This window comes from Pseudomonas sp. BMW13 (assembly GCF_013357275.1).
GTDB classification, from domain to species: domain Bacteria; phylum Pseudomonadota; class Gammaproteobacteria; order Pseudomonadales; family Pseudomonadaceae; genus Aquipseudomonas; species Aquipseudomonas khazarica.
Genome location: NZ_SUKD01000039.1, coordinates 1 through 21,111, shown reverse-complemented (window position 1 = coordinate 21,111; position 21,111 = coordinate 1). Strand labels below are relative to the sequence as shown.

The window sequence follows — 21,111 nt, the reverse complement described above, 5'->3', positions numbered from 1 at the left end:
CAACGCGCACTTCTGGCTGGCCACCATCGGCACCGTGCTGTACATCGCCTCGATGTGGGTCAACGGCATCACCCAGGGTCTGATGTGGCGCGCGGTCAACGAAGACGGCACCCTCACCTACTCCTTCGTCGAAGCGCTGGAAGCCAGCCATGCGGGCTATGTCGTGCGCATGATCGGTGGTGCCTTCTTCGTCACCGGCATGCTGCTGATGGCCTACAACACCTACCGCACCGTGCGTGCCGCCAAGCCGGCTGAATACGATGCGGCTGCGCAGATTCCCGCCGGAGTAGCTCACTGATGAAACACGAAATCATCGAGAAGAATATCGGCCTGATGGCGCTGCTGATGGTGATTGCCGTCAGCATCGGTGGCCTGACCCAGATCGTCCCGCTGTTCTTCCAGGACGTCACCAACGAGCCGGTCGAAGGCCTCAAGCCCTACACCGCGCTGGAGCTGGAAGGCCGCGACATCTACATCGCCAACGGTTGCGTTGGCTGCCACTCGCAGATGATCCGTCCGTTCCGCGCCGAGACCGAGCGCTACGGCCACTACTCCGTCGCCGGTGAAAGCGTCTGGGACCACCCCTTCCTGTGGGGTTCCAAGCGTACCGGTCCGGACCTGGCCCGCGTCGGCGGCCGTTACTCGGACGAGTGGCACCGCGCCCACCTGTACAATCCGCGCAACGTAGTGCCTGAGTCGAAGATGCCGGCCTACCCCTGGCTGGTCGAGAACAAGCTCGATGGCAAGGACACCGCGAAGAAGATGGAAGTCATGCGTGGCTTCGGCATCCCCTACACCGACGAAGATATCGCCGGTGCTCGCGATGCCGTGAAAGGCAAGACCGAAATGGACGCGCTGGTCGCGTACCTGCAGGTTCTCGGCACTTCCATCAAGAACAAACGGTAAGACGCCATGGATATCGGGACTATTCGCGGAATCGGCACGGCGGTGGTGTTCATCGCCTTCATCAGCGTGGTGCTCTGGGCCTACAGCAGCAAGCGCAAGTCGGGCTTCGACGAGGCCGCCAACCTGCCCTTCGCGGATGATCCCGAAACCAAGCGCGACCAAGACTCTTCCAGGAGCAATAACCAATGACCACGTTCTGGAGTTGGTACGTAACCATCCTCTCCCTGGGCACCATCTTCGCCCTGACCTGGCTGATCTTCGGCACCCGCAAGGGCCAGCGCCAGGAAGTGACCGACGAAACCGTCGGCCACAGCTTCGATGGCATCGAGGAGTATGACAACCCGCTGCCGAAGTGGTGGTTCATGCTGTTCGTCGCCACCATCATCTTCGCCCTCGGTTACCTGGCCCTCTACCCGGGCCTGGGCAACTGGAAAGGCCTGCTGCCGGGCTACGACTACGTCGACAGCGAGAGCAAGACCCCCTTCGCTGCCGGCGTACAGATCGCCGACGGCTCCATGCGTCACGCGGGCTGGACCGGCGTGCACCAGTGGGAGAAGGAAATGGCGCGCGCCGACGAGCAATACGGCCCGCTGTTCGCCAAGTACGCTGCCATGCCCATCGAGGAAGTGGCCAAGGACGAGCAAGCCCTGAAAATGGGTGGCCGTCTGTTCGCTTCCAACTGCTCGGTGTGCCACGGTTCCGATGCCAAGGGCAGCTACGGCTTCCCCAACCTGACCGACAACGAATGGCGCTGGGGCGGCGAGCCGGAAACCATCAAGACCACCATCCTCAAGGGTCGCGAAGGCGCCATGACGCCTCAGGGTCCGGTCATCGGCGAAGATGGCGTGCGCAACGTCGCCGCCTACGTCCTGACCCAGCTGGCGGGTCGTGAGCTGCCGGAAGGCACCGAAGCCGATATCGAAGCGGGCCAGAAGGTCTTCGCCGGTACCTGCTTCGCCTGCCACGGCGCCGATGGCAAGGGTACCCCTGCCCTGGGCGCCCCGAACCTGACCAACCCGGCAGCGTTCATCTACGGCAGCAGCTACGCGCAACTGCAGCAGACCATCCGCTACGGTCGTCACGGCAAGATGCCGGCCCAGGAAGAATTCCTCGGCAACGACAAGGTCCACCTGCTGGCCGCTTACGTCTATAGCCTGTCGCACAAGGCGCAGGAGCAGTAAGCGTAGAAGGACTCTTTTGACAAGGGTCAATGAACGCCCGGGTCGCGACTGCTGGTCGCACCCGGGCGTTGTCTTTCAGGCGTACCATATAGCCACCGTGAACTGACCCTGACCGGCACGCATCGGCCCGGGCTGCCAACCAACCGCCGTGGTATGCATTGATGAGCGAACAGATTCCCGTCCAGGACATCACCCCTCCTTCCGCCAAGAATGCCAGCGTCGATCTGTACGCCAGCCGCGAGAAGATCTACACCCGCGCATTCACCGGCCTGTTCCGCAACCTGCGCCGCGCAGGCGGAGCACTGCTGTTCATTCTGTTCTTCGGCACCGTCTGGCTGAACTGGGAAGGCCGTCAGGCCGTCTGGTGGAACCTGCCGGAGCGCAAGTTCCACATCTTCGGCGCCACCTACTGGCCACAGGACTTCATGCTGCTGTCCTGGCTGCTGATCATCTGCGCCTTCGGCCTGTTCTTCATCACCGTGTTCGCAGGCCGCGTCTGGTGCGGCTACACCTGCCCGCAGAGCGTGTTCACCTGGGTGTTCATGTGGGCCGAGAAGGTCACCGAGGGCGACCGCAACCAGCGCATGAAGCTGGACAAGCAGCAGATGAGCGGCCACAAGCTGGCACGCAAGGTGGCCAAGCACGGTATCTGGCTGGGCGTGTCCCTGCTCACCGCGATCACCTTCGTCGGCTACTTCACCCCCATCCGCGATCTGATTCCCGAGCTGCTGACGCTACAGGCCGGCGGCTGGGCGCTGTTCTGGGTCGGCTTCTTCACCCTGGCCACCTATGGCAACGCCGGCTACCTGCGCGAACAGGTATGCATCTACATGTGTCCCTACGCGCGCTTCCAGAGCGTGATGTTCGACCAGGACACCCTGATCGTCTCCTACGATCCGCGTCGCGGCGAGTCTCGCGGCCCGCGCAAGAAGGACGCCGACTACAAGGCCCAGGGCCTGGGCGACTGCATCGACTGCAAGATGTGCGTGCACGTCTGCCCCACCGGCATCGACATCCGTGACGGCCTGCAGATCGAGTGCATCGGTTGCGCCGCCTGCATCGACGCCTGCGACAGCATCATGGAGAAGATGAACTATCCCAAGGGGCTGATCAGCTACACCACTGAACACAACCTGTCCGGACGCAAGACCCACCTGCTGCGCCCGCGCCTGATCGGGTACGCTGTCGCGCTCGTCGCCATGATCGGCCTGTTCGCCTGGGCCGTGGCCAACCGCCCGCTGGTCGAGCTGGACGTGCTCAAGGACCGCGTGCTGTTCCGCGAGAACGAGCGCGGCCACATCGAGAACGTCTACACCCTGAAGATCATGAACAAGGCGCAGCACGACATGACCTACGTGATCACCGCCGACGGTCTCGACGGTCTGGTCTACGAAGGCAAGCGCGAGGTTCGCGCCCTGGCGGGCGAGGTCTACTCCTTCCCGGTGGAACTCTCCATCGCGCCGGAGAAGCTGCCTTCCAGCGCCAACAACATCGTCTTCCACGTACAATCCGCGGATGACCCCAGTATCAAGAACGACGCCGACAGCCGCTTCATCGGCCCAAGCGTCCGCTGACAACGGAAAGAGCATGACCGAACACGCACCATCGCCAGCAAAACCCTGGTACAAGCAGTTCTGGCCCTGGTTCATCATCGCCCTGCTGGGCTACTCCGTGGTGCAGGGCCTGGCCCTGCTCACGCTGGCCACGCGCAATCCACCCGGGCTGATTTCCGATGACTACTACGACGTCGGCAAGGGCATCAACCAATCGCTGGAGCGCGAGCAACTGGCCGAGCGCCTGCAACTCCACGGCGAGCTGGTGCTCGATGGCGCCACCGGCGTCGCGACCCTGGTGCTGGAGGGCAACAGCCGCCCGCAGCAGATCGTCCTAAACCTGATCTCGCCGACCCAGCCGGAGCGCGATCGTCGCGTCATTCTGCAGCCCGGCGCCGATGGCCAGTATCGTGGCCAGATGGTCGACCAGGTCAGCGGCCGGCGCTTCGTCGAACTGCTGGGCCAGGAAGGCAGCCAGAGCTGGCGCCTGTTCGAGGAAGAGAACATTGCCGACGGCAAGGCCATCATGATCGGTGACAATCCCTCCTACTGATCATGCCCGCCCCTACGCCCTGCTATCACTGCGGACTGCCGGTTCCCACCGGCAGTCATTTCCACGCCACGGTCCTCGGCCAGCCCCGTGACCTCTGCTGCCCCGGCTGCCAGGCCGTGGCGGAAGCCATCGTCGCCGGCGGCCTCGAGCACTACTACAGCCACCGCAGCGAAAACGCCGCCAACCCGCAGACCCTGCCCAAGGCCCTGCCCGACGAGCTGGCGCTGTACGACCGCAGTGACGTGCAACAGCCCTTCGTGCAGCACGAGGGCGAGCTGAGCGAAACCCAGCTGCTGATCGAAGGCATCAGTTGCGCCGCCTGCGGCTGGCTGATCGAGAAACACCTGCGTGGCGTACCCGGCGTGGCCGAGGCGCACCTGAACCTGTCCAACCACCGCCTGCAGGTGCGCTGGCAGGATAGCCAGATCCCGCTCAGCCAGTTGCTCGCCGAGTTGCGCCGCATCGGCTATGCCGCTCACCCCTGGCACGCGGACGAGGCCGCCGAGCGGCTGGCGGCGGAGAACCGCAGACGCATGCGCGAGCTGGGCGTGGCCGGCCTGCTGTGGATGCAGGTGATGATGGCGGCCATGGCCACCTGGCCGGAATTCAACGTCGACCTGACGCCCGAGCTGGACAAGATCCTGCGCTGGACCAGCCTGTTCCTCACCACCCCCATCGTCTTCTACTGCTGCGGGCAGTTCTTCCGCGGCGCCCTGCGCGACCTGCGCACCCGCCACCTGACCATGGACATCTCCGTCTCCCTGGCGATCGGCGGGGCCTACGTCGCGGGCATCTGGTCCACCGTCACCGGAGTCGGCGAGCTGTACTTCGACGCCGTGGGCATGTTCGCCCTGTTCCTCCTCGCCGGACGCTATCTGGAGCGGCGTGCGCGCGAGAGAACCGCTGCGGCGACCGCGCAACTGGTCCAGTTGCTGCCTGCGTCCTGCCTGCGCCTGGCCGATGACGGCCAGAGCCAGCGCATCCTGCTCAGCGAACTGCAGGTCGGCGAACGGGTGCTGGTGCAACCCGGTTCGCTGGTACCTGCCGACGGGCGCATTCTCGCCGGCCAGTCCAGCGTCGACGAATCCCTGCTGACCGGCGAATACCTGCCGCAGGCGCGCGCTATCGGCGACAGCGTCACCGCCGGCACCCTGAACGTCGAAGGCCCGCTGACCGTGGAAGTCCAGGCCCTGGGCGATGCCACGCGGCTGTCCGCCATCGTCCGCCTGCTCGAACGTGCGCAGAGCGAGAAGCCACGCCTGGCGGAGATCGCCGATCGCGTTTCGCAGTGGTTCCTGCTGTTCATCCTGCTGGCCGCCGCCCTGGTCGGTTTCATCTGGTGGGAAATCGACTCCAGTCGCGCCTTCTGGGTCGTGCTCGCCCTGCTGGTCGCCACCTGCCCCTGCGCACTGGCCCTGGCCACACCGACGGCGCTGACCACCGCGACCGGCAGCCTGCACAAGCTGGGCATGCTGCTGACCCGTGGCCATGTCCTCGAAGGGCTCAACCATATCGACACGCTGGTGCTGGACAAGACCGGCACGCTCACCGAGGGACGCCTCACCCTGAGCGCCATCCATCCGCTGCGCGAGCTGGATCAGGACAGCTGCCTGGCGCTGGCCGCCGCCCTGGAAAACCGCTCCGAGCACCCCATCGCCCGCGCCTTCGGCCAGGCGCCACGGGCCGCCGATGCGGTCGACAGCCATCCGGGCCTGGGCCTGCAGGGCAGCGTCGACGGCCGTCTGCTGCGCATCGGCGAGGCCCGCTTCGTCTGCGCGCTGAGCGGCCAGCAGGTACCGGAGATTGCCGGAGAGCACGGCCAGTGGTTGCTGCTGGGCGACGAGCAGGGGCCACTGGCCTGGTTCGTCCTCGACGATCGCCTGCGCGACGACGCTCCCGAGCTGATCGCCGCCGCCCGCGAGCGTGGCTGGCACATCCACCTGCTGTCGGGCGACAGCTCGCCGATGGTCGCCGAGGTGGCGCACCAGCTCGGTATCGAGGACGCCCGTGGCGGCCTGACGCCGGACGCCAAGCTGGCAGTGCTCAAGCAGCTGCACGGCGCGGGGCGCCGTGTGCTGATGCTCGGCGATGGCGTCAACGATGTACCGGTCCTGGCGGCAGCCGATATCAGCGTGGCCATGGGCTCGGCCTCCGACCTGGCCAAGACCAGCGCCGATGCGGTCCTGCTGTCCAACCGCCTGGGCAGCCTGGTACAGGGTCTGGCCATGGCCAGGCGCACGCGACGGATCATCATCGAGAACCTGTGCTGGGCGACGCTGTACAATGGCATGGTCCTGCCCTTCGCCGCGCTCGGCTGGATTACCCCCATCTGGGCGGCGGTCGGCATGTCGTTCAGCTCACTGCTGGTCGTGCTCAATGCCCTGCGCCTGAGCCGCAGCCCGAACAGCTAGGCACGAACCGCGCTCGGCGCTGTGCGTGCCTACCCATACGCCCCCACGGAGTCCGCATGCCCGCGCTCTACATCCTGATCCCCGTCGCCATCGCCCTGGTCGCCTTCGCCATCTGGCTGTTCTTCTGGGCCGTGGACAGCGGCCAGTACGACGACCTCGACGGCCCCGCGCACAGCATTCTCTTCGATGACGAAGACCCGCTGCATAAGGCGGGCGTGGAACAGGCCGAAGAGCAGAGCAAGCAGGACAAGCCCGATGCTTGAGCTGGCGCCCCTGCTGGTGTCAGCCCTGATTCTCGGTTTGCTCGGCGGCGGCCATTGCCTGGGCATGTGCGGCGGCCTGATGGGCGCCCTGACCCTGGCCATCCCCCCCCAGCAGCGTGGTCGCCGCCTGCAGCTGCTGCTGGCCTACAACCTCGGGCGCATCCTCAGCTACAGCGCCGCCGGGCTGCTGCTCGGCCTGGCGGGCTGGGCCGTGCGCGGCAGCGCCGCCGAGGTCGTCATGCGCAGCCTGGCGGCCCTGCTGCTGATCGCCATGGGCCTGTACCTGGCCGGCTGGTGGAGTGGCCTGACCCGCATCGAGGCGCTCGGCCGTGGCCTGTGGCGGCATATCCAGCCGCTCACCCGCCGCTTCATGCCGGTCAGCAGCCTGCCGCGTGCGTTGGTGCTCGGCGGCCTGTGGGGCTGGCTGCCCTGCGGCCTGGTCTACAGCACCCTGCTGTGGGCCTCCAGCCAGGGCGATGCCCGCGTCAGCGCCCTGCTGATGCTGGCGTTCGGCCTCGGCACCTGGCCGGTCCTGCTGGCCACCGGCCTCGCCGCCGAACGCATCACCGCCCTGCTGCGCCAGCGCGGCATCCGCATGGCGGGTGGCCTGCTGGTCATCCTGTTCGGCCTCTGGACCCTGCCCGGCCCGCACCAGCACTGGCTGATGGGCCACTGAACCCTTCCCTGGCCCGGATGCGATCCGGGTCCGGCAGCGACAACCCACCACACCCCGCCTGCCCTTGATTCAGATCAAGCCGCCCGCCCAGCTGCATCCCTAGACTGGCCGCACAGCCTGACCAGGATTATTTCCCATGCTCGAAGCCATCCAGTGGGACGCCGATCTGATCCGCCGCTACGATCTCGCCGGCCCACGCTACACCTCCTACCCGACTGCCGTGCAGTTCCACGACGACATCGGTCCGTTCGACCTGCTGCACGCCCTGCGTGACAGCCGCAAGGCCGGCCGCCCGCTGTCGCTGTACGTGCACATCCCGTTCTGCGCGCACATCTGCTACTACTGCGCCTGCAACAAGGTGATCACCAAGGACCGTGGCCGCGCCCTGCCCTACCTGGAGAAGCTCGAGCGCGAGATCGAGATGGTCAGCCGCTACATCGGCAAGGAGCAGGTCATCGAGCAGCTGCACTTCGGCGGCGGCACGCCCACCTTTCTCAACCACGACGAGCTGCGCCGGCTGATGCAGCACCTGCGTCAGCATTTCAACCTGCTGGATGACGATTCCGGCGACTACAGCATCGAGATCGACCCCCGCGAAGCGGACTGGTCGACCATGGGCCTGCTGCGCGAGCTGGGCTTCAATCGCGTCAGCCTGGGTGTGCAGGATCTCGACCCGGAGGTGCAGCGTGCGGTCAATCGCCTGCAGACGCTGGAAGAAACCCGCGCCATCATCGAGGCCGCGCGCACCCTGCAGTTCCGCTCGGTGAACATCGACCTGATCTACGGCCTGCCCAAGCAGACGCCGGAGCGCTTCGCCCGTACCGTTGCGGAGGTGATTGCCCTGCAACCGGATCGCCTCTCGGTGTTCAACTACGCCCACCTGCCCGAGCGCTTCATGCCGCAGCGGCGCATCAACAGCGAGGACCTGCCAGCGGCAGCCGACAAGCTGGCGATGCTCCAGGCCAGCATCGAGCAGCTGGCCAACGCGGGCTACCGCTACATCGGCATGGACCACTTCGCCCTGCCGGATGACGAACTGGCGATTGCCCAGGAAGAAGGCACCCTGCAGCGCAACTTCCAGGGCTACACCACCCACGGCCATTGCGACCTGATCGGCCTGGGCGTGTCGGCCATCAGCCAGGTCGGCGACCTCTACAGCCAGAACGACAGCGACATCGCCAGCTACCAGCAAAGCCTCGGCAACGGCCAACTGGCCACCCGTCGCGGCCTGCACTGCAACGCCGACGACCGCCTGCGCCGCGCGGTGATCCAGCAGCTGATCTGTCATTTCGAACTGGATTTCCGCGGTATCGAGCACGCCTACGCCATCGACTTCCGCGACTATTTCGCGGCCCTCTGGCCAGACCTGCAGCGCCTGCATGACGACGGCCTGATCGAACTGGGCGAACACGGCATCCGCGTGCGCCCTGCCGGACGCCTGCTGGTGCGCTCGCTGTGCATGCTGTTCGACCGCTACCTGAACGATCAGGTGCGCCAACGCTTCTCACGGGTGATCTGAAGCGCCGAGCGCCAGCGCTGCCTGAGCGCTGGCAGGCGAGTCAGGCCACGGACAGGCTCGCCACCGTCTGCATCTGCTGCTCAGTGAGGTTGCTCTCACGGATCAGCTTGATCAGATTGGCATTGGCCGAGGTCAGGGCGCCGTTGAGTGACGCCAGCTCACTTTGCAACCCTTCCAGTTGCTGGCGCTTCGCCTCCGGATCGAGGCTCTGATCGCTCATCAGCGCCTCGATCTGCGCCTGTTTCTCGGCGATCTGCGCGCGCAGCTCACGGATCATCTTCAGCAGGTCCTTGATCGCCCTGGGCAGGTCGCTGTCATCGATGTCCTTGTTCCTCTCGGCGCTCGCCGACATGCTCTTGCCCAGGTTGGAAAGGCTCACGCGAAGCCCTTCGCGCACCTCCTCCGGGCTCCGTTCCACTGCGGTATTTTGTCGCTGAACACCCTGGACGAGATTGCCCAGCGGGCCGCCGATATCGATACGCATCACGCTGCTCCCTGCCTTGGACGATAGTGCTACAGTCTGCATCGGCCGCCGCAGGGCAAACTTGAGCATCCGGTCAGGCCTCAGATGGCTAGCCCCTGCCTGCCCCGCTGCGGTACCCTTACGAACATTGCGTGTATATCGGGAAGCCCAACGATGTCCGAGAGCATCAAGTTGCGTACGCAACATCAAGCCCATTGCAAGGATTGCAGCCTGGCTGCCCTGTGCCTGCCCATTTCGCTGAACATGGAGGACATGGACGCGCTGGACGACATCGTCAAGCGTGGCCGTCCGCTGAAGAAAGGCGAGTTCCTGTTCCGCCAGGGCGATGCCTTCGGCTCCGTTTTCGCGGTGCGTTCCGGCGCCCTGAAGACCTTCGGCCTGAGCGATGGCGGCGAGGAGCAGATCACCGGCTTCCACCTGCCCAGTGAACTGGTCGGCCTGTCCGGCGTCGATGGCGAGCGCTACCCGGTCTCCGCCCAGGCCCTGGAAACCACCTCCGTGTGCGAGATTCCGTTCGAGCGCCTGGACGACCTGGCCCTGCAACTGCCACAACTGCGTCGCCAGCTGATGCGCATCATGAGCCGCGAGATTCGTGACGATCAGCAGATGATGCTGCTGCTCTCGAAGAAGACCGCCGACGAACGCATCGCGACGTTCCTGGTCAACCTCTCGGCCCGTTTCCGCGCACGCGGTTTCTCGGCCAACCAGTTCCGCCTGGCCATGTCGCGCAACGAAATTGGTAACTATTTGGGCCTTGCGGTCGAGACGGTGTCTCGCGTATTTACCCGCTTTCAGCAGAACAAGCTGCTCGAAGCCGAGGGCAAGGAAGTGCACATTCTCGATCCCATCGAGCTGTGCGCCCTGGCCGGCGGCAATCTAGACGTTTGAGTTCGCACGATTCTCGCGGGCTCAACGCATTCAGGACCCCACGATGATTTTCGACGAATTCAGCATCAAGACCCTGATCCGCCCGGTACCGGACTTTCCCAAGCCGGGCGTGATCTTCCGCGACATCACTCCGCTGTTCCAGTCGCCACGCGCGCTGCGTCTGGTGGCCGACAGTTTCATCCAGCGTTACGTCGAAGCCGAGTTCAGCCATATCGGCGCCATGGATGCACGTGGCTTCCTGATCGGCTCGATCATCGCCTACGAGCTGAACAAGCCGCTGGTGCTGTTCCGCAAGCAGGGCAAGCTGCCGGCGGATGTCCTCAGCGAGGGCTACCAGACCGAGTACGGCGAAGCCTTCCTCGAAGTGCATGCCGACAGCCTCTGCGAGGGCGACTCGGTGCTGGTCTTCGATGACCTGATCGCCACCGGCGGTACCCTGATCGCCGCCGCCAACCTGGTGCGGCGCATGGGCGCCGATGTGTTCGAGGCCGCCGCCATCATCGATCTGCCCGAGCTGGGCGGTTCGCAGAAACTCCAGGATGCCGGCATCGCCACCTTCACCCTGACCGCCTTCGCTCTCGACGACCATTGAGCCTCCGGACCCGCCCTCTCGCGGCGGGTCACGCTCGAGTACCCATAGCCCCTTCTCGCTGAAAAGACCATGCAAGCATTCGAACTCGACCAATCACCCGACTGGCGCAAGCGCCTGGGTGCCCGGATGGACAGCCTGACCATGCAACGCGTGGTCACCCTGCTGATCATCATCAACGCCGCCATTCTCGGTCTGCAGACCTCGCCATCGCTCATGGCGGACTGGGGCAAGCCGCTGCTGATCCTCGACAGCCTGATCCTCGCCTGCTTCGTGATCGAACTGGCGCTGCGCTTCGCGGCCCACGGCGTCGCCCTGCTGCGCAATCCCTGGGCGGTATTCGACTGCGTGGTGGTGGCCATCGCCCTGGTGCCCGCCAGCGGCCCCTTCGCCGTATTGCGCGCCCTGCGCGTACTGCGGGTGCTGCGTCTGGTCTCGATCAACCCGAGCATGCGCAAGGTGGTACAGGCCCTGCTCGCCTCGCTGCCCGGCATGGGCAGCATCGTCATGCTGATGGGGCTGGTGTTCTACGTCGCGGCGGTGATGGCCACGCAGCTGTTCGGCGCGAGCTTCCCTGAGTGGTTCGGTAACATCGGCGCCAGCCTGTACACCCTGTTCCAGGTGATGACCCTGGAAAGCTGGTCGATGGGCATCGTGCGCCCGATCATGGAACAGCACCCGCTGGCCTGGCTGTTCTTCGTGCCCTACATCCTCGTCGCCACCTTCATGATGCTCAACCTGTTCATCGCGGTGATCGTCAACGCCATGCAGAGCACGCACGAGCCGAGCGCCGAGGAGCTGGCCGCTGCCGCACGTGAACAGGCCATTCTCGACGAACTGCGCGCCCTGCGCAGTGAAGTGGCCGAACTGCGCCGCAACACGCCCTGATCCGCGCTACCGCGCGCCCGTCGTCTCGCGTCGGGTCGCGCCCCTCCCCAGGCAGCCAGGCAGCACACCCGCCTTAAGTTGGCGGCGCCAGGCGCCGCCACACCCGATAGTTACATCGTTCAATGACACAGTTGGCCTGTCGAGGTCCCGGCACCTCGACCCGAATGCTGTCACCCGGAGCCGCACGATAACCGGGAGCGCCAACTCCCCTTAAGAGGACACGAACGATGAGCGCCAGCGCCACCCTGCCCCAAGCGAAATCCAGCTTCCCGGTTCGCCGCATGGATTTCAGCTTCAGCGAGACACCGAAATACTGGTTCTACGACGACCCTTTCATGAGTCAGTTCATGAACAACCTGTCGTCGCTTTTTCCCTACGGCGAGAAGTTCTTCGTCGACAGCGTACGGGCGGTCCGCGACCAGGTCAGCGAGCCGCAGCTGAAGAAGGACATCAGTGCCTTCATCGGCCAGGAGGCCATGCACTCCAAGGAGCACGCGGCGTACAACGACTACGCCAATGCCCACGATATCGATCTGGAGCGCCTGGAGCTGCGCATCAAGGTGCTGCTGGAATGGGTCACCCGCTTCAGCACCAAGAAGCATCGTCTGGCCGCCACCTGCGCCCTGGAACACTTCACCGCGACCATGGCCGAACAGCTGCTCAAGCGCGAAGACCTCACCACGCAGATGAACGATCCCAAGCTCTATCAGCTGTGGATGTGGCACGCGATCGAGGAGAACGAGCACAAGGCGGTCTGCTACGACGTCTACCAGAAGGTCTACGGCGGCTACTTCACCCGGACCCTGGTGATGCTGCTGACCACCGTGATCTTCTTCGGCGTGATCGGCTGGTTCCAGATCCACCTGCTGCGCAAGGATGGTCAGCTGTTCAACTGGCGCAGCTGGGGCTTCGGCCTGAAGAAGCTGTTCGGCCCGCGCAACGGCTTCTTCACCAAGCTGATCGGTCCTTACCTGGACTACTACCGCCCCGGCTTCCATCCGAAGGATCACGATACCGAGAAGCTGGAGAACCGCTGGCGCGAGCGCCTCGGCTTCAACAGCTGAGACCCCTGCAGGGCGGCCCAGGCCGCCCTTTTTCATGCAAGTGTGCAGCCGCGAAAGGCATCGCGGCTGAAGCCGCTCCTGCAAAAGCCCTCCATGCCCTGCATATCCCACCGCCGCCGGCGTCCCTCAGCCCAGCCGCAGCTGCCCCATGCTCTGCAGCACGCTGGCGCCGGTGAACAGCATGACAATCTGCTCCTCGGCCAATGCACAGATCGCCTCGCGCCGATGCGGCTGGCCGATGTAGTCCAGCGACTGCTCGAACAGACTGCGACTGATCAGCCCCGAGACCTGGCGCACGGCCGCCGCACTGACGATCCCCGGCAGCAGCTTGAACTCGACGATGTCCGCGGCCATGTCGTCGGCGAAATCATCCATCACCTGGCGCAGGGCCTCGCGCAGCACCGGTGAGGCGCCATGCAGCTCGCGGACACCGATGATGAAGGCCTCCGGGTGGGCGGCAACGAAGTCGAAGAACAGCTGCACCGTCTCGTGACAGACGCGCCGCCCACGCCCCAGGTCGATCCCCAGCAGCCTGGGCAGTGCCGGCCCCTGCTCCTTGACCGCGCGCTGTGCCGCCTCGCGGCGCAGGTCGCGCAACGGCTGGCGCAACAAGCGGGTGATCTCGCCGATCACGCTCAGGCCGAGATCGTCGACATCACGAAAGTGCCGGTAGAAGGTATTGGGGTTGAGGCCCGCCTCGCGGGCCAGTTCGCGCAGCCCCAGGCTGCTGAGGCTGCGGCTGGTTGAGGTGAGGCGTAACGCCGCCTCCATCAGCAGGCGCTTGCCGGGCGCCTCGCTGGCCTTGTCACGCACCTGCGCTTCGTCGTCGTGCATCCCTTCCCCTATCTAAAGTTGGCTTGCTGGCCCGATGCCTTGCCGCCGAGTATACACATGTCTACCTTGGTATACAGATGTAGACACCAACAAGAACGACAAGCAGGAGTCCGGCCATGAATGCGCCCGTGTCACCCCCTACCGCTGCCCGCCATTGCAAGATCGCCATCCTCGGCAGCGGCTTTTCCGGCCTCGGCATGGCCATCCGCCTCAGGCAACAGGGCGAGCAGGACTTCCTGCTGTTCGAAAAGGAGGCCGGCGTCGGCGGCACCTGGCGCGTGAACAATTACCCAGGCTGTGGCTGCGACGTGCAATCGCACCTGTACTCCTTCTCCTTCGAGCCGAATCCGAACTGGACGCGCATGTTCGCCAAACAGCCGGAAATCAGGGCCTACCTGGAAGGCTGCTGGGAGAAATATCGCCTGCAGGACAAGACCCGGCTCGGCACCGAGGTGGTGGAGATCCGCTGGGACGAGCAGGCCGAGCTGTGGCACCTGCTGGATCGCGCTGGCAACCGCTACAGCGCGCAGTTCGTGGTGTCGGGGATGGGCGCCTTGTCCACGCCATCGATTCCCGCGCTCAAGGGCCTGGAGAACTTCAGCGGCGAGGTGTTCCACTCGCAGCAGTGGAACCACGACTACGACCTCTCCGGCAAACGCGTGGCGGTGATCGGCACCGGTGCCTCGGCCATCCAGTTCGTGCCGCAGATCCAGAAGCAGGTCGAGCACCTCGACCTCTACCAGCGCACCGCTCCGTGGATCATGCCCAAGCCGGATCGCGCCATCCGCGACAACGAGCGCAGCCGCTTCAAGCGCTTCCCGCTGGCACAGAAACTCTGGCGCGGCGCCCTCTACAGCATCCTCGAGAGCCGGGTGATCGCCTTCGCCTTCGCCCCGCGCCTGCTGCGCATGGCCCAGGGAATCGCCAAGCTGTACATCAAGAAGCAGATCAAGGATCCGGTGCTGCGCGCCAAGGTCACCCCGGACTACACCATGGGCTGCAAGCGGGTACTGATCTCCAATGACTACTACCCGGCGCTGACCCAGGCCAATGTCGACGTGATCACCGATGGCATCGCCGAAATCCTGCCACATGGCGTGCGCACCAGCGACGGCCAGGAACGCGCCGTCGACGCGATCATCTTCGGCACCGGCTTCACCCCCAGCGATCCGTTGCCACGCGGCACGGTGTTCGGCCGTGGCGGCGTCGACCTGCTCGACACCTGGCCGGAAGGCCCGGAAGCCTACAAGGGCACCATGACCGCCGGCTTCCCCAACCTGTTCTTCCTGATGGGACCGAACACCGGCCTGGGCCACAACTCCATGGTCTACATGATCGAGTCGCAGATCACCTACGTGCTCGGTGCGCTGCGCCAGATCGACGACGGGCGCCTGCAGAGCCTGGAGCCCAAGCGCGAAGCGCAGGATGCCTTCAACAGGAAGATCCAGGGCACCCTCGGCGCTACCGTGTGGAACGCCGGCGGCTGCATGAGCTGGTACCTGCATCCGGTCAGCGGACGCAACTGCACGGTATGGCCCGGTTTCACCTGGCGCTATCGCATGCTGACCCGCCACTTCGACCCGCATGCCTACCACTTCAGCCGCAAGCAGGCCGCCCACCCGGCGCAAAGCAACGCCATCACCCTCGATGCCCAGGAGGTCAGCGCATGAAATCCTTCGAAAACAAGGTAGCCGCCATCACCGGCGCCGGCTCCGGCATCGGCCGCGCCCTCGCCTGGCACCTGGCTCGCCAGGGCTGCCACCTGGCGCTCTCCGACGTCAACGTCGAGGGCCTCAGGGAAACCGCCGAGCAGGCGCGCAAGCTGGGCGTCACCGTCAGCGAACAGCGCGTCGACGTTGCCGACCGCGCCGCCGTCGAAGCCTGGGCGGAGCAGGTCGTCGTCGAGTTCGGCCGGGTCAACGCCATCTTCAACAATGCCGGCGTCGCCCAGGGCGGCACGGTGGAAGGCAACGACCACGCCGACTACGAGTGGATCATGAACATCAACTTCTGGGGCGTGGTCAACGGCACCAAGGCCTTCCTGCCCTATCTCAAGAATGCCGGCCAGGGCCATGTGATCAACGTTTCCAGCGTCTTCGGGCTGTTCTCGCAGCCCGGCATGAGCGCCTACAACGCCAGCAAGTTCGCCGTGCGCGGCTTCACCGAGTCGCTGCGTCAGGAGCTGGACATGGCCAACTGCGGGGTTTCCGCCAGCTGCGTCCACCCCGGCGGCATCCGCACCAACATCGCCAAGACCGCCCGCATGAACGACAGCCTGGCCAAGGTCACCGGCCAGGCCGCCGAGCAGGCACGCCAGCAGTTCAACGACCAGTTGCTGCGCACCACGCCGGAGCAGGCGGCCAAGGTCATCGTCAACGGCGTGCTGGCCAACAAGCGGCGCATCCTCATCGGTGCCGACGCCCATGTGCTGGACTGGATGCAGCGCAGCATGCCGGCGCTGTATCAGCGCCTGGTCACCCTGTCGATGCGCCTGGCCGCACGCTTCGCTCCGAGGCCGCGCAATGCCGGCAAGGCCAGCGAAGCGACCGAATAGCAGGCCGCGTGCGAACACAGGGCCGGCTCACTGCCGGCCCTGTGCGTTTGTCGGGTAGTGCCCGGGGCGTCCGCAGCTGCGCTAAGGTATGGCAATAGACGCACCCTCATCCACGCGGCGCCGCCACCGGCCCCGGCTGGAACCTCGGTGCGGCGTCGGCACCGAGGGCGGCACCTTGATTCAGAAGGTGGCCTCATGAGCGTACTCACCTGCACCCACCGCGACCACACCATCCGCGCCAGTGTCATGGAGCACCCCGGCCTGCCCACGCCCTGGGCCGGCGGTTGCCAGATCACCGATCCTGCCGGCCACACCAGCAAGCGCCAGACGCTGCCGGTGGACTACGCCTTCATGGATGACCTGGACAAGGCCCAGCACGCCTCCATCGCGCACGGCAGATGGCTGGTGGACCAGAAACTGGACCACGGTCGCAACTGGCACTGACCGCGCCCTGCGTGCACGAGCGGGGCGCCCGCCCGCCAGCCGCGCAGCGGCTCCTGGCGCTCCCGCTGCGGGCCTGAGCTAGCTGCGGTCGCGCAGCGGATCGAGCAACGGCTTGAGGCCGTTGTGATCGATCTCCTGCATCAGTGCCAGCAGCTGGCCCAGCTCGCCCTTGGGAAAACCCTCGCGGGCGAACCAGTTGAGGTAGTGCCCGGGCAGGTCGGCGATCAGCCGGTCCTTGTACTTGCCGTACGGCATGCGGCGGGTCACCAGGAGTTTCAGCGCTTCGGGGTTCATCGTTCGCTCGGGTCGTCGAAAAACAATCCGCCCATTGTGCCAGGCCTCAGCGACTCAATGCCTCACGCACGAAGTCCAGGCGGTCCTGGCCAAAGTACATGTCGTCTCCGACGAAGCAGGTCGGCGCACCGAACACGCCACGCCTGACCGCTTCCTCGGTGGTCGCCTTCAGCGCGTCCTTCACTGCGGGCTCGCCGATCTGCTGCTGCAACGCCGCAGCGTCGAGGCCGGCCGCCGCCAGCACTTCCGCGACCCTGGCTGGGTCGCCCATGTTCACGCCATCCACCCAGGTCGCCTGGAACAGCGCCTGCAGGGCATCGTCGAGGCGCTCGGGCTGGTGCAGCTGCACCGCCACCAGCAGGCGCATGAGGGTCAGAGTGTTGATCGGGAAATGCGGATTGAAACGCATCGGCACGCCGTAGCGCTCGGCGTAACGCGCCAGGTCGCGAATCATGTAACGCCCCTTGGCCGGAATCATCGCCGGCGAGGCGTTGCCGGTCGCCTGGAAGACGCCGCCCAGCAGCATCGGCCGATAGACCAGCGCAGCGCCACAGTCGCGGCACAGCGCCGGTAGCTGGGTATGGGCCAGGTAGGAGGCCGGGCTGCCCAGATCGAAGAAGAACTCCACCGTCTTGCTCATCAGCTTCACTCGCTCGTTGTTGTGGTTATCGGCTTGCACAGGTTACCAGCGCTCCATCCACGGCCGCAGGTCCAGCTCGAACGTCCAGGCATCGCGAGGCTGGGCGTGCAGGAACCAGTAGCTGTCGGCGATGTGCTCGGGGTCGAGGATGCCATCCTGATCCTTCCTGGCATACAGCTCGGGGAAGCTGTCACGAATGAAGGCCGTGTCGATCGCCCCGTCCACCACCACATGGGCCACGTGGACGTTCAACGGCCCCAGCTCGCGCGCCATGCTCTGCGCCAGGGCGCGAATACCGTGCTTGGCCCCGGCGAAGGCGGCGAAACCGGCGGCGCCACGCAGGCCTGCGGTCGCCCCGGTGAAGAGGATGGTGCCGCGACCACGCCCGACCATGCGCCTGGCCACCGCCTGGCTGGTGAGGAAGCCGGCGAAGCAGGCCATTTCCCAGATCTTGAAATACTTGCGTGCGGTTTCATCGAGAATGCTGCAGGGCACGTTGGCGCCGATGTTGAAGACCATCACCTCGATGGGGCCGATATCCCGCTCGATGTGCTCGACCAGTTCGGCCACCTGTTCTTCACGCCGCGCATCGGAAGCAAAGCCATGGGCTTCGCCGCCCTCGTTACGGATCTGCTCCAGCAACGGCTGTAACTTGTCCAGGCTACGCCGGGTGACGCAGGCCACATAGCCTTCGCGGGCGAAACGCCGGGCAATGGCGCCACCGGTGGCATCACCGGCGCCGATGATCAAAGCGACTTTCTTGTTCTCGTTCATGGCTTCCTCCTTTTAACTAACGATCGTTAGCTGAACGAACGTTATGCTATGCTCCCGGACAGGTCAAGCCACCCTCATCCACGGAGCCTCTCATGCGTTATTCCGCCGAACACAAGGCCGAAACCCGCGAACGTCTGCTCGCCAGCAGCGGCGCCATCGCCAAGCAGCAGGGCTTTGCCGTGACCGGCGTGGATGCGCTGATGAAAACCATAGGCCTGACCGGCGCGGCGTTCTACAGCCACTTCCCGAGCAAGGACGAGCTGTTCGCCGAACTGATCGAGCGCGAGCTGCGTATCAGCCTGCAGCGCCTGGGTGGCGAGCCGGGCGCTGCCGGGCGTGACAAGCTGCAGCGCTGCCTGGCGGCCTACCTCAGCCTGGCGCATGTCGAGCAGCCCGACAAAGGCTGCGTGTTGCCAAGCCTGGGCGCCGAGATCGCGCGTGCCGACGAGCGCGTCCGGCAGCGCACCGAGCAGCAGATTCTGCAACTGCAGGAAACCTGGGCCGAGATCATCGGCGACCGGCAGCTGGCCTGGACGACCCTCGCGCAATGCCTGGGCAGCCTGCTGCTGGCACGCATGCTGGCCAGTCAGGACACGCGCCAGCAGGTGCTGGATGCCAGCCTGGACATGCTCGAACACACATTGAAGCCTGTCGGCTGAGCACGTATGCCGTTAACCTAGACGTAACATCCCTGCCAGGACCGCACCATGTCCCACACCCCTTCCCCGCTGGTTGGCGAAAGCCCCCTGCATGCGATCGAGGTCCGCATCCTCGGCTGCCTGATCGAGAAGCAGCTGACCACCCCGGAAAGCTATCCGCTGACGCTCAATGCCGTGCAACTGGCCTGCAACCAGAAGACCAGCCGTGAACCGCTGATGAACCTAGAATCCGGCGAAGTCGGGCGCTACCTGCGCAGCCTGGAAGGCCGGCAACTGGTGCACCTGCAGATGGGCAGCCGGGCGGACCGCTGGGAACAGCGCTGCGACAAGCAACTGGAACTGGTCAAGCCGCAGACGGTGCTGCTCGGCCTGCTCATGCTGCGCGGACCACAGACGCTCAACGAACTGCTGACCCGCAGCAACCGCATGTACGACTTCGATGACGTGGCCGAAATCCAGCACCAGCTGGAACGCCTGATCGGTCGCGGTCTGGCCCTGCTGCTACCGCGCCAGACGGGCCAGCGCGAGGACCGCTACATGCATCTGCTGGGTGAACCGGCGGACCTCGAAAGCCTGCTGGCCAGCCGCCCGAGTGGCCGCAGCGAGGCCGCGGCACCTAACGAAGATCGCCTGGTCGAACTGGAAGCGCGCATCGCTGCGCTGGAAGAACGTCTGGCGCGCCTAGAAGGCGCGCAATGACCGCTACCCCCATGGAAAAGGAGCCCAACGCGTTGAACCTCAAGACTCGTTTCAGCCTGATCATTGTCACTGCCCTGCTCGCAGCCGGCTGCAGCAACACCGCGGAAAAATCCCAACCGGCAGTCACCCCTGCCGACCCCAGTCAGGGCTGCACCTCCTCGGCGGTGGAGCACCTGAAGGGCGAGACCGCGACCCCCGAGCTGCTGGAGCAGGCACGCCAGCAGGCGGGCGCCAGTACCGCGCGCATACTGACACCCGGCAGCGTGGTGACCCTGGAATACAATAGACAGCGCCTCAACCTCAACGTCGATGACCAACGCGTGATCACCCGCGTTTCCTGCGGCTGATTGCAGCGCTGCGGATCGCTCCGCAGCGCTTGCGCCGACACTGCCCACCACCCTTGCACAGGCCAACGCCATGACCTTCCAAGTGGAACCCTGCGCCGAGCTGATGCTGGACAACCAGCTGTGCTTCGCCCTCTATTCCACCTCGCTGATGATGACCAAGACCTACAAGCCATTGCTGCAGGCACTCGGTCTTACCTACCCGCAGTATCTGGCAATGCTGGTGCTGTGGGAGAACGAGGGCATTACCGTCAGCGAGATCAGCGCGCGCATGCTGACCGATCCCGGCTCGCTGACGCCGCTGCTCAAGCGCCTGGAGAGCGAAGGCCTGCTGCAGCGCCAGCGCAGCAGCCAGGATGAGCGTGTCGTGCAGCTGTACCTGACCGACAAGGGCCGTGCCCTTCACGAGCAGGCCAAGGCCTTGCCGGCGTGCATCCTCAAGGCCTCCGGCCTCAACATCGACCAGCTGGGCGACCTGCGCGATGACCTGGTGGCCTTGCGCAAGCACCTGCAGGACGCCCTCTGAAGCAACGCCTGCTTCTGCCCGGCCTGCGCATGAAAAAAGACCCCGCGACCGTCACCGGTCGCGGGGTCTTGTTTTGTCGAGCGGGTGGCGGCCACGGCCCGCACTGCCGCGACCAGGACGCCAGGGCTTACGCCTGATTGCGCACCTGCTCCCAGGTCAGATCCAGGCACTTGCGTGCTTTTTCCACCAGTTCGTCCACTTCCGCCTGGCTGATCACCAGCGGCGGCGCGATGATCATGGTGTCGCCCACGGCGCGCATGATCAGACCGTTATTAAAGCAGTGGCCGCGGCAGATCATGCCCACCGCCTTGTCACCCGGGTAACGGGTACGCGTCGCCTTGTCCTGCACCAGTTCGATGGCGCCGAGC

General features: G+C 65.3%; 26 protein-coding genes and 1 pseudogene. 21 read left to right on the top strand and 6 right to left on the bottom strand.

What is annotated here, in order from left to right:
• From E4487_RS23695 to hemN, 10 genes are all read left to right on the top strand, one after another.
• A partial coding sequence (locus E4487_RS23695) for a cbb3-type cytochrome c oxidase subunit I (RefSeq protein ID WP_175254522.1) occupies positions 1–298 on the top strand: 298 nt, incomplete at its 5' end.
• Positions 298–906 carry a cytochrome-c oxidase, cbb3-type subunit II gene (ccoO, locus tag E4487_RS23690; protein ID WP_134675985.1) on the top strand — a complete coding sequence of 203 codons (609 nt, stop codon included), beginning with the start codon at positions 298–300 and terminating at the stop codon, positions 904–906. The genes E4487_RS23695 and ccoO, both read left to right, overlap by 1 nt.
• A gap of 6 nt (positions 907–912) precedes the next feature.
• Complete coding sequence (locus E4487_RS23685) at positions 913–1,095, top strand: CcoQ/FixQ family Cbb3-type cytochrome c oxidase assembly chaperone (protein WP_037057020.1); 183 nt, start codon at positions 913–915, stop codon at positions 1,093–1,095.
• Entirely contained in the window at positions 1,092–2,087 is a 996-nt protein-coding gene (ccoP, locus tag E4487_RS23680) for a cytochrome-c oxidase, cbb3-type subunit III (protein WP_037057022.1), read from the top strand. Before E4487_RS23685 ends, ccoP begins: the two co-directional genes overlap by 4 nt.
• Positions 2,088–2,248: 161 nt before the next feature.
• Positions 2,249–3,661, top strand: a complete 1,413-nt coding sequence (gene ccoG / locus E4487_RS23675) for a cytochrome c oxidase accessory protein CcoG (protein ID WP_037057029.1) — start codon at positions 2,249–2,251, stop codon at positions 3,659–3,661.
• A 13-nt stretch (positions 3,662–3,674) separates the two neighbouring features.
• Positions 3,675–4,193 (top strand): FixH family protein, encoded by a 519-nt coding sequence (locus tag E4487_RS23670; RefSeq protein ID WP_037057032.1) that lies wholly within the window; start codon positions 3,675–3,677, stop codon positions 4,191–4,193.
• A gap of 2 nt (positions 4,194–4,195) precedes the next feature.
• Positions 4,196–6,604 (top strand): heavy metal translocating P-type ATPase, encoded by a 2,409-nt coding sequence (locus tag E4487_RS23665; RefSeq protein ID WP_175254521.1) that lies wholly within the window; start codon positions 4,196–4,198, stop codon positions 6,602–6,604.
• Positions 6,605–6,660: 56 nt separating this feature from the next.
• Positions 6,661–6,867, top strand: a complete 207-nt coding sequence (ccoS, locus tag E4487_RS23660) for a cbb3-type cytochrome oxidase assembly protein CcoS (protein ID WP_037057038.1) — start codon at positions 6,661–6,663, stop codon at positions 6,865–6,867.
• Positions 6,860–7,543, top strand: a complete 684-nt coding sequence (locus E4487_RS23655) for a sulfite exporter TauE/SafE family protein (protein ID WP_150609355.1) — start codon at positions 6,860–6,862, stop codon at positions 7,541–7,543. Before ccoS ends, E4487_RS23655 begins: the two co-directional genes overlap by 8 nt.
• Before the next feature lie 136 nt (positions 7,544–7,679).
• Positions 7,680–9,062 (top strand): oxygen-independent coproporphyrinogen III oxidase, encoded by a 1,383-nt coding sequence (gene hemN, locus E4487_RS23650; protein WP_047587448.1) that lies wholly within the window; start codon positions 7,680–7,682, stop codon positions 9,060–9,062.
• Between the two features lie 40 nt (positions 9,063–9,102).
• Here hemN and E4487_RS23645 read toward each other — a convergent pair whose 3' ends face one another.
• A complete protein-coding gene (locus E4487_RS23645; RefSeq protein WP_175254520.1) occupies positions 9,103–9,546 on the bottom strand; it encodes a DUF1931 family protein in 444 nt (147 codons plus the stop codon).
• A gap of 153 nt (positions 9,547–9,699) precedes the next feature.
• Here E4487_RS23645 and fnr point away from each other — a divergent pair, with 153 nt between their 5' ends.
• The 4 genes from fnr (at position 9,700) to E4487_RS23625 (ending at position 12,975) form a co-directional block, all read left to right on the top strand.
• Positions 9,700–10,434: a fumarate/nitrate reduction transcriptional regulator Fnr gene (gene fnr / locus E4487_RS23640; protein WP_037057050.1), complete on the top strand. Its 735-nt coding sequence runs from the start codon at positions 9,700–9,702 to the stop codon at positions 10,432–10,434.
• 43 nt (positions 10,435–10,477) lie between these two features.
• Positions 10,478–11,026 carry an adenine phosphoribosyltransferase gene (locus tag E4487_RS23635; protein ID WP_037057052.1) on the top strand — a complete coding sequence of 183 codons (549 nt, stop codon included), beginning with the start codon at positions 10,478–10,480 and terminating at the stop codon, positions 11,024–11,026.
• A gap of 69 nt (positions 11,027–11,095) precedes the next feature.
• Positions 11,096–11,911 carry an ion transporter gene (locus E4487_RS23630; protein ID WP_175254519.1) on the top strand — a complete coding sequence of 272 codons (816 nt, stop codon included), beginning with the start codon at positions 11,096–11,098 and terminating at the stop codon, positions 11,909–11,911.
• A 227-nt stretch (positions 11,912–12,138) separates the two neighbouring features.
• Complete coding sequence (locus tag E4487_RS23625) at positions 12,139–12,975, top strand: metal-dependent hydrolase (RefSeq protein WP_037057053.1); 837 nt, start codon at positions 12,139–12,141, stop codon at positions 12,973–12,975.
• Positions 12,976–13,101: 126 nt separating this feature from the next.
• Here the strand turns inward: E4487_RS23625 and E4487_RS23620 are convergent, their stop codons facing one another.
• On the bottom strand, positions 13,102–13,809 hold the full coding sequence (locus E4487_RS23620) for a TetR family transcriptional regulator (RefSeq protein ID WP_175254518.1): 708 nt from the start codon (positions 13,807–13,809) through the stop codon (positions 13,102–13,104).
• 116 nt (positions 13,810–13,925) lie between these two features.
• On the opposite strand from E4487_RS23620, the gene E4487_RS23615 reads away from it, so the two are divergent.
• The 3 genes from E4487_RS23615 to E4487_RS23605 all read left to right on the top strand — a co-directional run bounded on the left by E4487_RS23615 (position 13,926) and on the right by E4487_RS23605 (position 16,807).
• Positions 13,926–15,479 carry an NAD(P)/FAD-dependent oxidoreductase gene (locus tag E4487_RS23615; protein ID WP_037057056.1) on the top strand — a complete coding sequence of 518 codons (1,554 nt, stop codon included), beginning with the start codon at positions 13,926–13,928 and terminating at the stop codon, positions 15,477–15,479.
• Positions 15,476–16,363, top strand: a complete 888-nt coding sequence (locus tag E4487_RS23610) for an SDR family oxidoreductase (RefSeq protein ID WP_175254517.1) — start codon at positions 15,476–15,478, stop codon at positions 16,361–16,363. The genes E4487_RS23615 and E4487_RS23610 overlap by 4 nt, the downstream gene beginning before the upstream one ends.
• A 195-nt stretch (positions 16,364–16,558) precedes the next feature.
• A complete protein-coding gene (locus E4487_RS23605) occupies positions 16,559–16,807 on the top strand; it encodes a hypothetical protein (RefSeq protein WP_134675989.1) in 249 nt (82 codons plus the stop codon).
• Between the two features lie 78 nt (positions 16,808–16,885).
• On the opposite strand, the gene E4487_RS23600 is transcribed toward E4487_RS23605, so the two are convergent.
• From E4487_RS23600 to E4487_RS23590, 3 genes are read right to left on the bottom strand one after another with little or no spacing between them, the layout of a single operon-like run.
• On the bottom strand, positions 16,886–17,101 hold the full coding sequence (locus tag E4487_RS23600; RefSeq protein ID WP_047587460.1) for a DUF3820 family protein: 216 nt from the start codon (positions 17,099–17,101) through the stop codon (positions 16,886–16,888).
• A 46-nt stretch (positions 17,102–17,147) separates the two neighbouring features.
• Entirely contained in the window at positions 17,148–17,741 is a 594-nt protein-coding gene (locus tag E4487_RS23595) for a 2-hydroxychromene-2-carboxylate isomerase (RefSeq protein ID WP_175254524.1), read from the bottom strand.
• Positions 17,742–17,783: 42 nt separating this feature from the next.
• The gene (locus E4487_RS23590) at positions 17,784–18,515 is read right to left on the bottom strand and encodes an SDR family oxidoreductase (RefSeq protein ID WP_134675990.1); all 732 of its coding nucleotides are present in this window, start codon (positions 18,513–18,515) and stop codon (positions 17,784–17,786) included.
• A gap of 92 nt (positions 18,516–18,607) precedes the next feature.
• Here E4487_RS23590 and E4487_RS23585 point away from each other — a divergent pair, with 92 nt between their 5' ends.
• From E4487_RS23585 to E4487_RS23570, 4 genes are all read left to right on the top strand, one after another.
• Positions 18,608–19,174, top strand: a complete 567-nt coding sequence (locus E4487_RS23585) for a TetR/AcrR family transcriptional regulator (protein ID WP_175254516.1) — start codon at positions 18,608–18,610, stop codon at positions 19,172–19,174.
• 48 nt (positions 19,175–19,222) lie between these two features.
• Positions 19,223–19,873 (top strand): YceH family protein, encoded by a 651-nt coding sequence (locus E4487_RS23580; protein ID WP_175254515.1) that lies wholly within the window; start codon positions 19,223–19,225, stop codon positions 19,871–19,873.
• 32 nt (positions 19,874–19,905) lie between these two features.
• Positions 19,906–20,220, top strand: a complete 315-nt coding sequence (locus E4487_RS23575; RefSeq protein WP_175254523.1) for an I78 family peptidase inhibitor — start codon at positions 19,906–19,908, stop codon at positions 20,218–20,220.
• Positions 20,221–20,290: 70 nt separating this feature from the next.
• Positions 20,291–20,743: a MarR family winged helix-turn-helix transcriptional regulator gene (locus tag E4487_RS23570; RefSeq protein WP_175254514.1), complete on the top strand. Its 453-nt coding sequence runs from the start codon at positions 20,291–20,293 to the stop codon at positions 20,741–20,743.
• 127 nt (positions 20,744–20,870) lie between these two features.
• Here E4487_RS23570 and E4487_RS23565 read toward each other — a convergent pair.
• Positions 20,871–21,111, bottom strand: a pseudogene (locus E4487_RS23565) (aspartate aminotransferase family protein); the annotation flags it as partial.

Bases quoted from the DNA above. Each gene is read 5' to 3' on its own strand.
- ccoO (WP_134675985.1), top strand. From the start codon at position 298: ATGAAACACGAAATCATCGAGAAGAATATCGGCCTGATGGCGCTGCTG.
- E4487_RS23685 (WP_037057020.1), top strand. From the start codon at position 913: ATGGATATCGGGACTATTCGCGGAATCGGCACGGCGGTGGTGTTCATC.
- ccoP (WP_037057022.1), top strand. From the start codon at position 1,092: ATGACCACGTTCTGGAGTTGGTACGTAACCATCCTCTCCCTGGGCACC.
- ccoG (WP_037057029.1), top strand. From the start codon at position 2,249: ATGAGCGAACAGATTCCCGTCCAGGACATCACCCCTCCTTCCGCCAAG.
- E4487_RS23670 (WP_037057032.1), top strand. From the start codon at position 3,675: ATGACCGAACACGCACCATCGCCAGCAAAACCCTGGTACAAGCAGTTC.
- E4487_RS23665 (WP_175254521.1), top strand. From the start codon at position 4,196: ATGCCCGCCCCTACGCCCTGCTATCACTGCGGACTGCCGGTTCCCACC.
- ccoS (WP_037057038.1), top strand. From the start codon at position 6,661: ATGCCCGCGCTCTACATCCTGATCCCCGTCGCCATCGCCCTGGTCGCC.
- E4487_RS23655 (WP_150609355.1), top strand. From the start codon at position 6,860: ATGCTTGAGCTGGCGCCCCTGCTGGTGTCAGCCCTGATTCTCGGTTTG.
- hemN (WP_047587448.1), top strand. From the start codon at position 7,680: ATGCTCGAAGCCATCCAGTGGGACGCCGATCTGATCCGCCGCTACGAT.
- E4487_RS23645 (WP_175254520.1), bottom strand. From the start codon at position 9,546: ATGCGTATCGATATCGGCGGCCCGCTGGGCAATCTCGTCCAGGGTGTT.
- fnr (WP_037057050.1), top strand. From the start codon at position 9,700: ATGTCCGAGAGCATCAAGTTGCGTACGCAACATCAAGCCCATTGCAAG.
- E4487_RS23635 (WP_037057052.1), top strand. From the start codon at position 10,478: ATGATTTTCGACGAATTCAGCATCAAGACCCTGATCCGCCCGGTACCG.
- E4487_RS23630 (WP_175254519.1), top strand. From the start codon at position 11,096: ATGCAAGCATTCGAACTCGACCAATCACCCGACTGGCGCAAGCGCCTG.
- E4487_RS23625 (WP_037057053.1), top strand. From the start codon at position 12,139: ATGAGCGCCAGCGCCACCCTGCCCCAAGCGAAATCCAGCTTCCCGGTT.
- E4487_RS23620 (WP_175254518.1), bottom strand. From the start codon at position 13,809: ATGCACGACGACGAAGCGCAGGTGCGTGACAAGGCCAGCGAGGCGCCC.
- E4487_RS23615 (WP_037057056.1), top strand. From the start codon at position 13,926: ATGAATGCGCCCGTGTCACCCCCTACCGCTGCCCGCCATTGCAAGATC.
- E4487_RS23610 (WP_175254517.1), top strand. From the start codon at position 15,476: ATGAAATCCTTCGAAAACAAGGTAGCCGCCATCACCGGCGCCGGCTCC.
- E4487_RS23605 (WP_134675989.1), top strand. From the start codon at position 16,559: ATGAGCGTACTCACCTGCACCCACCGCGACCACACCATCCGCGCCAGT.
- E4487_RS23600 (WP_047587460.1), bottom strand. From the start codon at position 17,101: ATGAACCCCGAAGCGCTGAAACTCCTGGTGACCCGCCGCATGCCGTAC.
- E4487_RS23595 (WP_175254524.1), bottom strand. From the start codon at position 17,741: ATGAGCAAGACGGTGGAGTTCTTCTTCGATCTGGGCAGCCCGGCCTCC.
- E4487_RS23590 (WP_134675990.1), bottom strand. From the start codon at position 18,515: ATGAACGAGAACAAGAAAGTCGCTTTGATCATCGGCGCCGGTGATGCC.
- E4487_RS23585 (WP_175254516.1), top strand. From the start codon at position 18,608: ATGCGTTATTCCGCCGAACACAAGGCCGAAACCCGCGAACGTCTGCTC.
- E4487_RS23580 (WP_175254515.1), top strand. From the start codon at position 19,223: ATGTCCCACACCCCTTCCCCGCTGGTTGGCGAAAGCCCCCTGCATGCG.
- E4487_RS23570 (WP_175254514.1), top strand. From the start codon at position 20,291: ATGACCTTCCAAGTGGAACCCTGCGCCGAGCTGATGCTGGACAACCAG.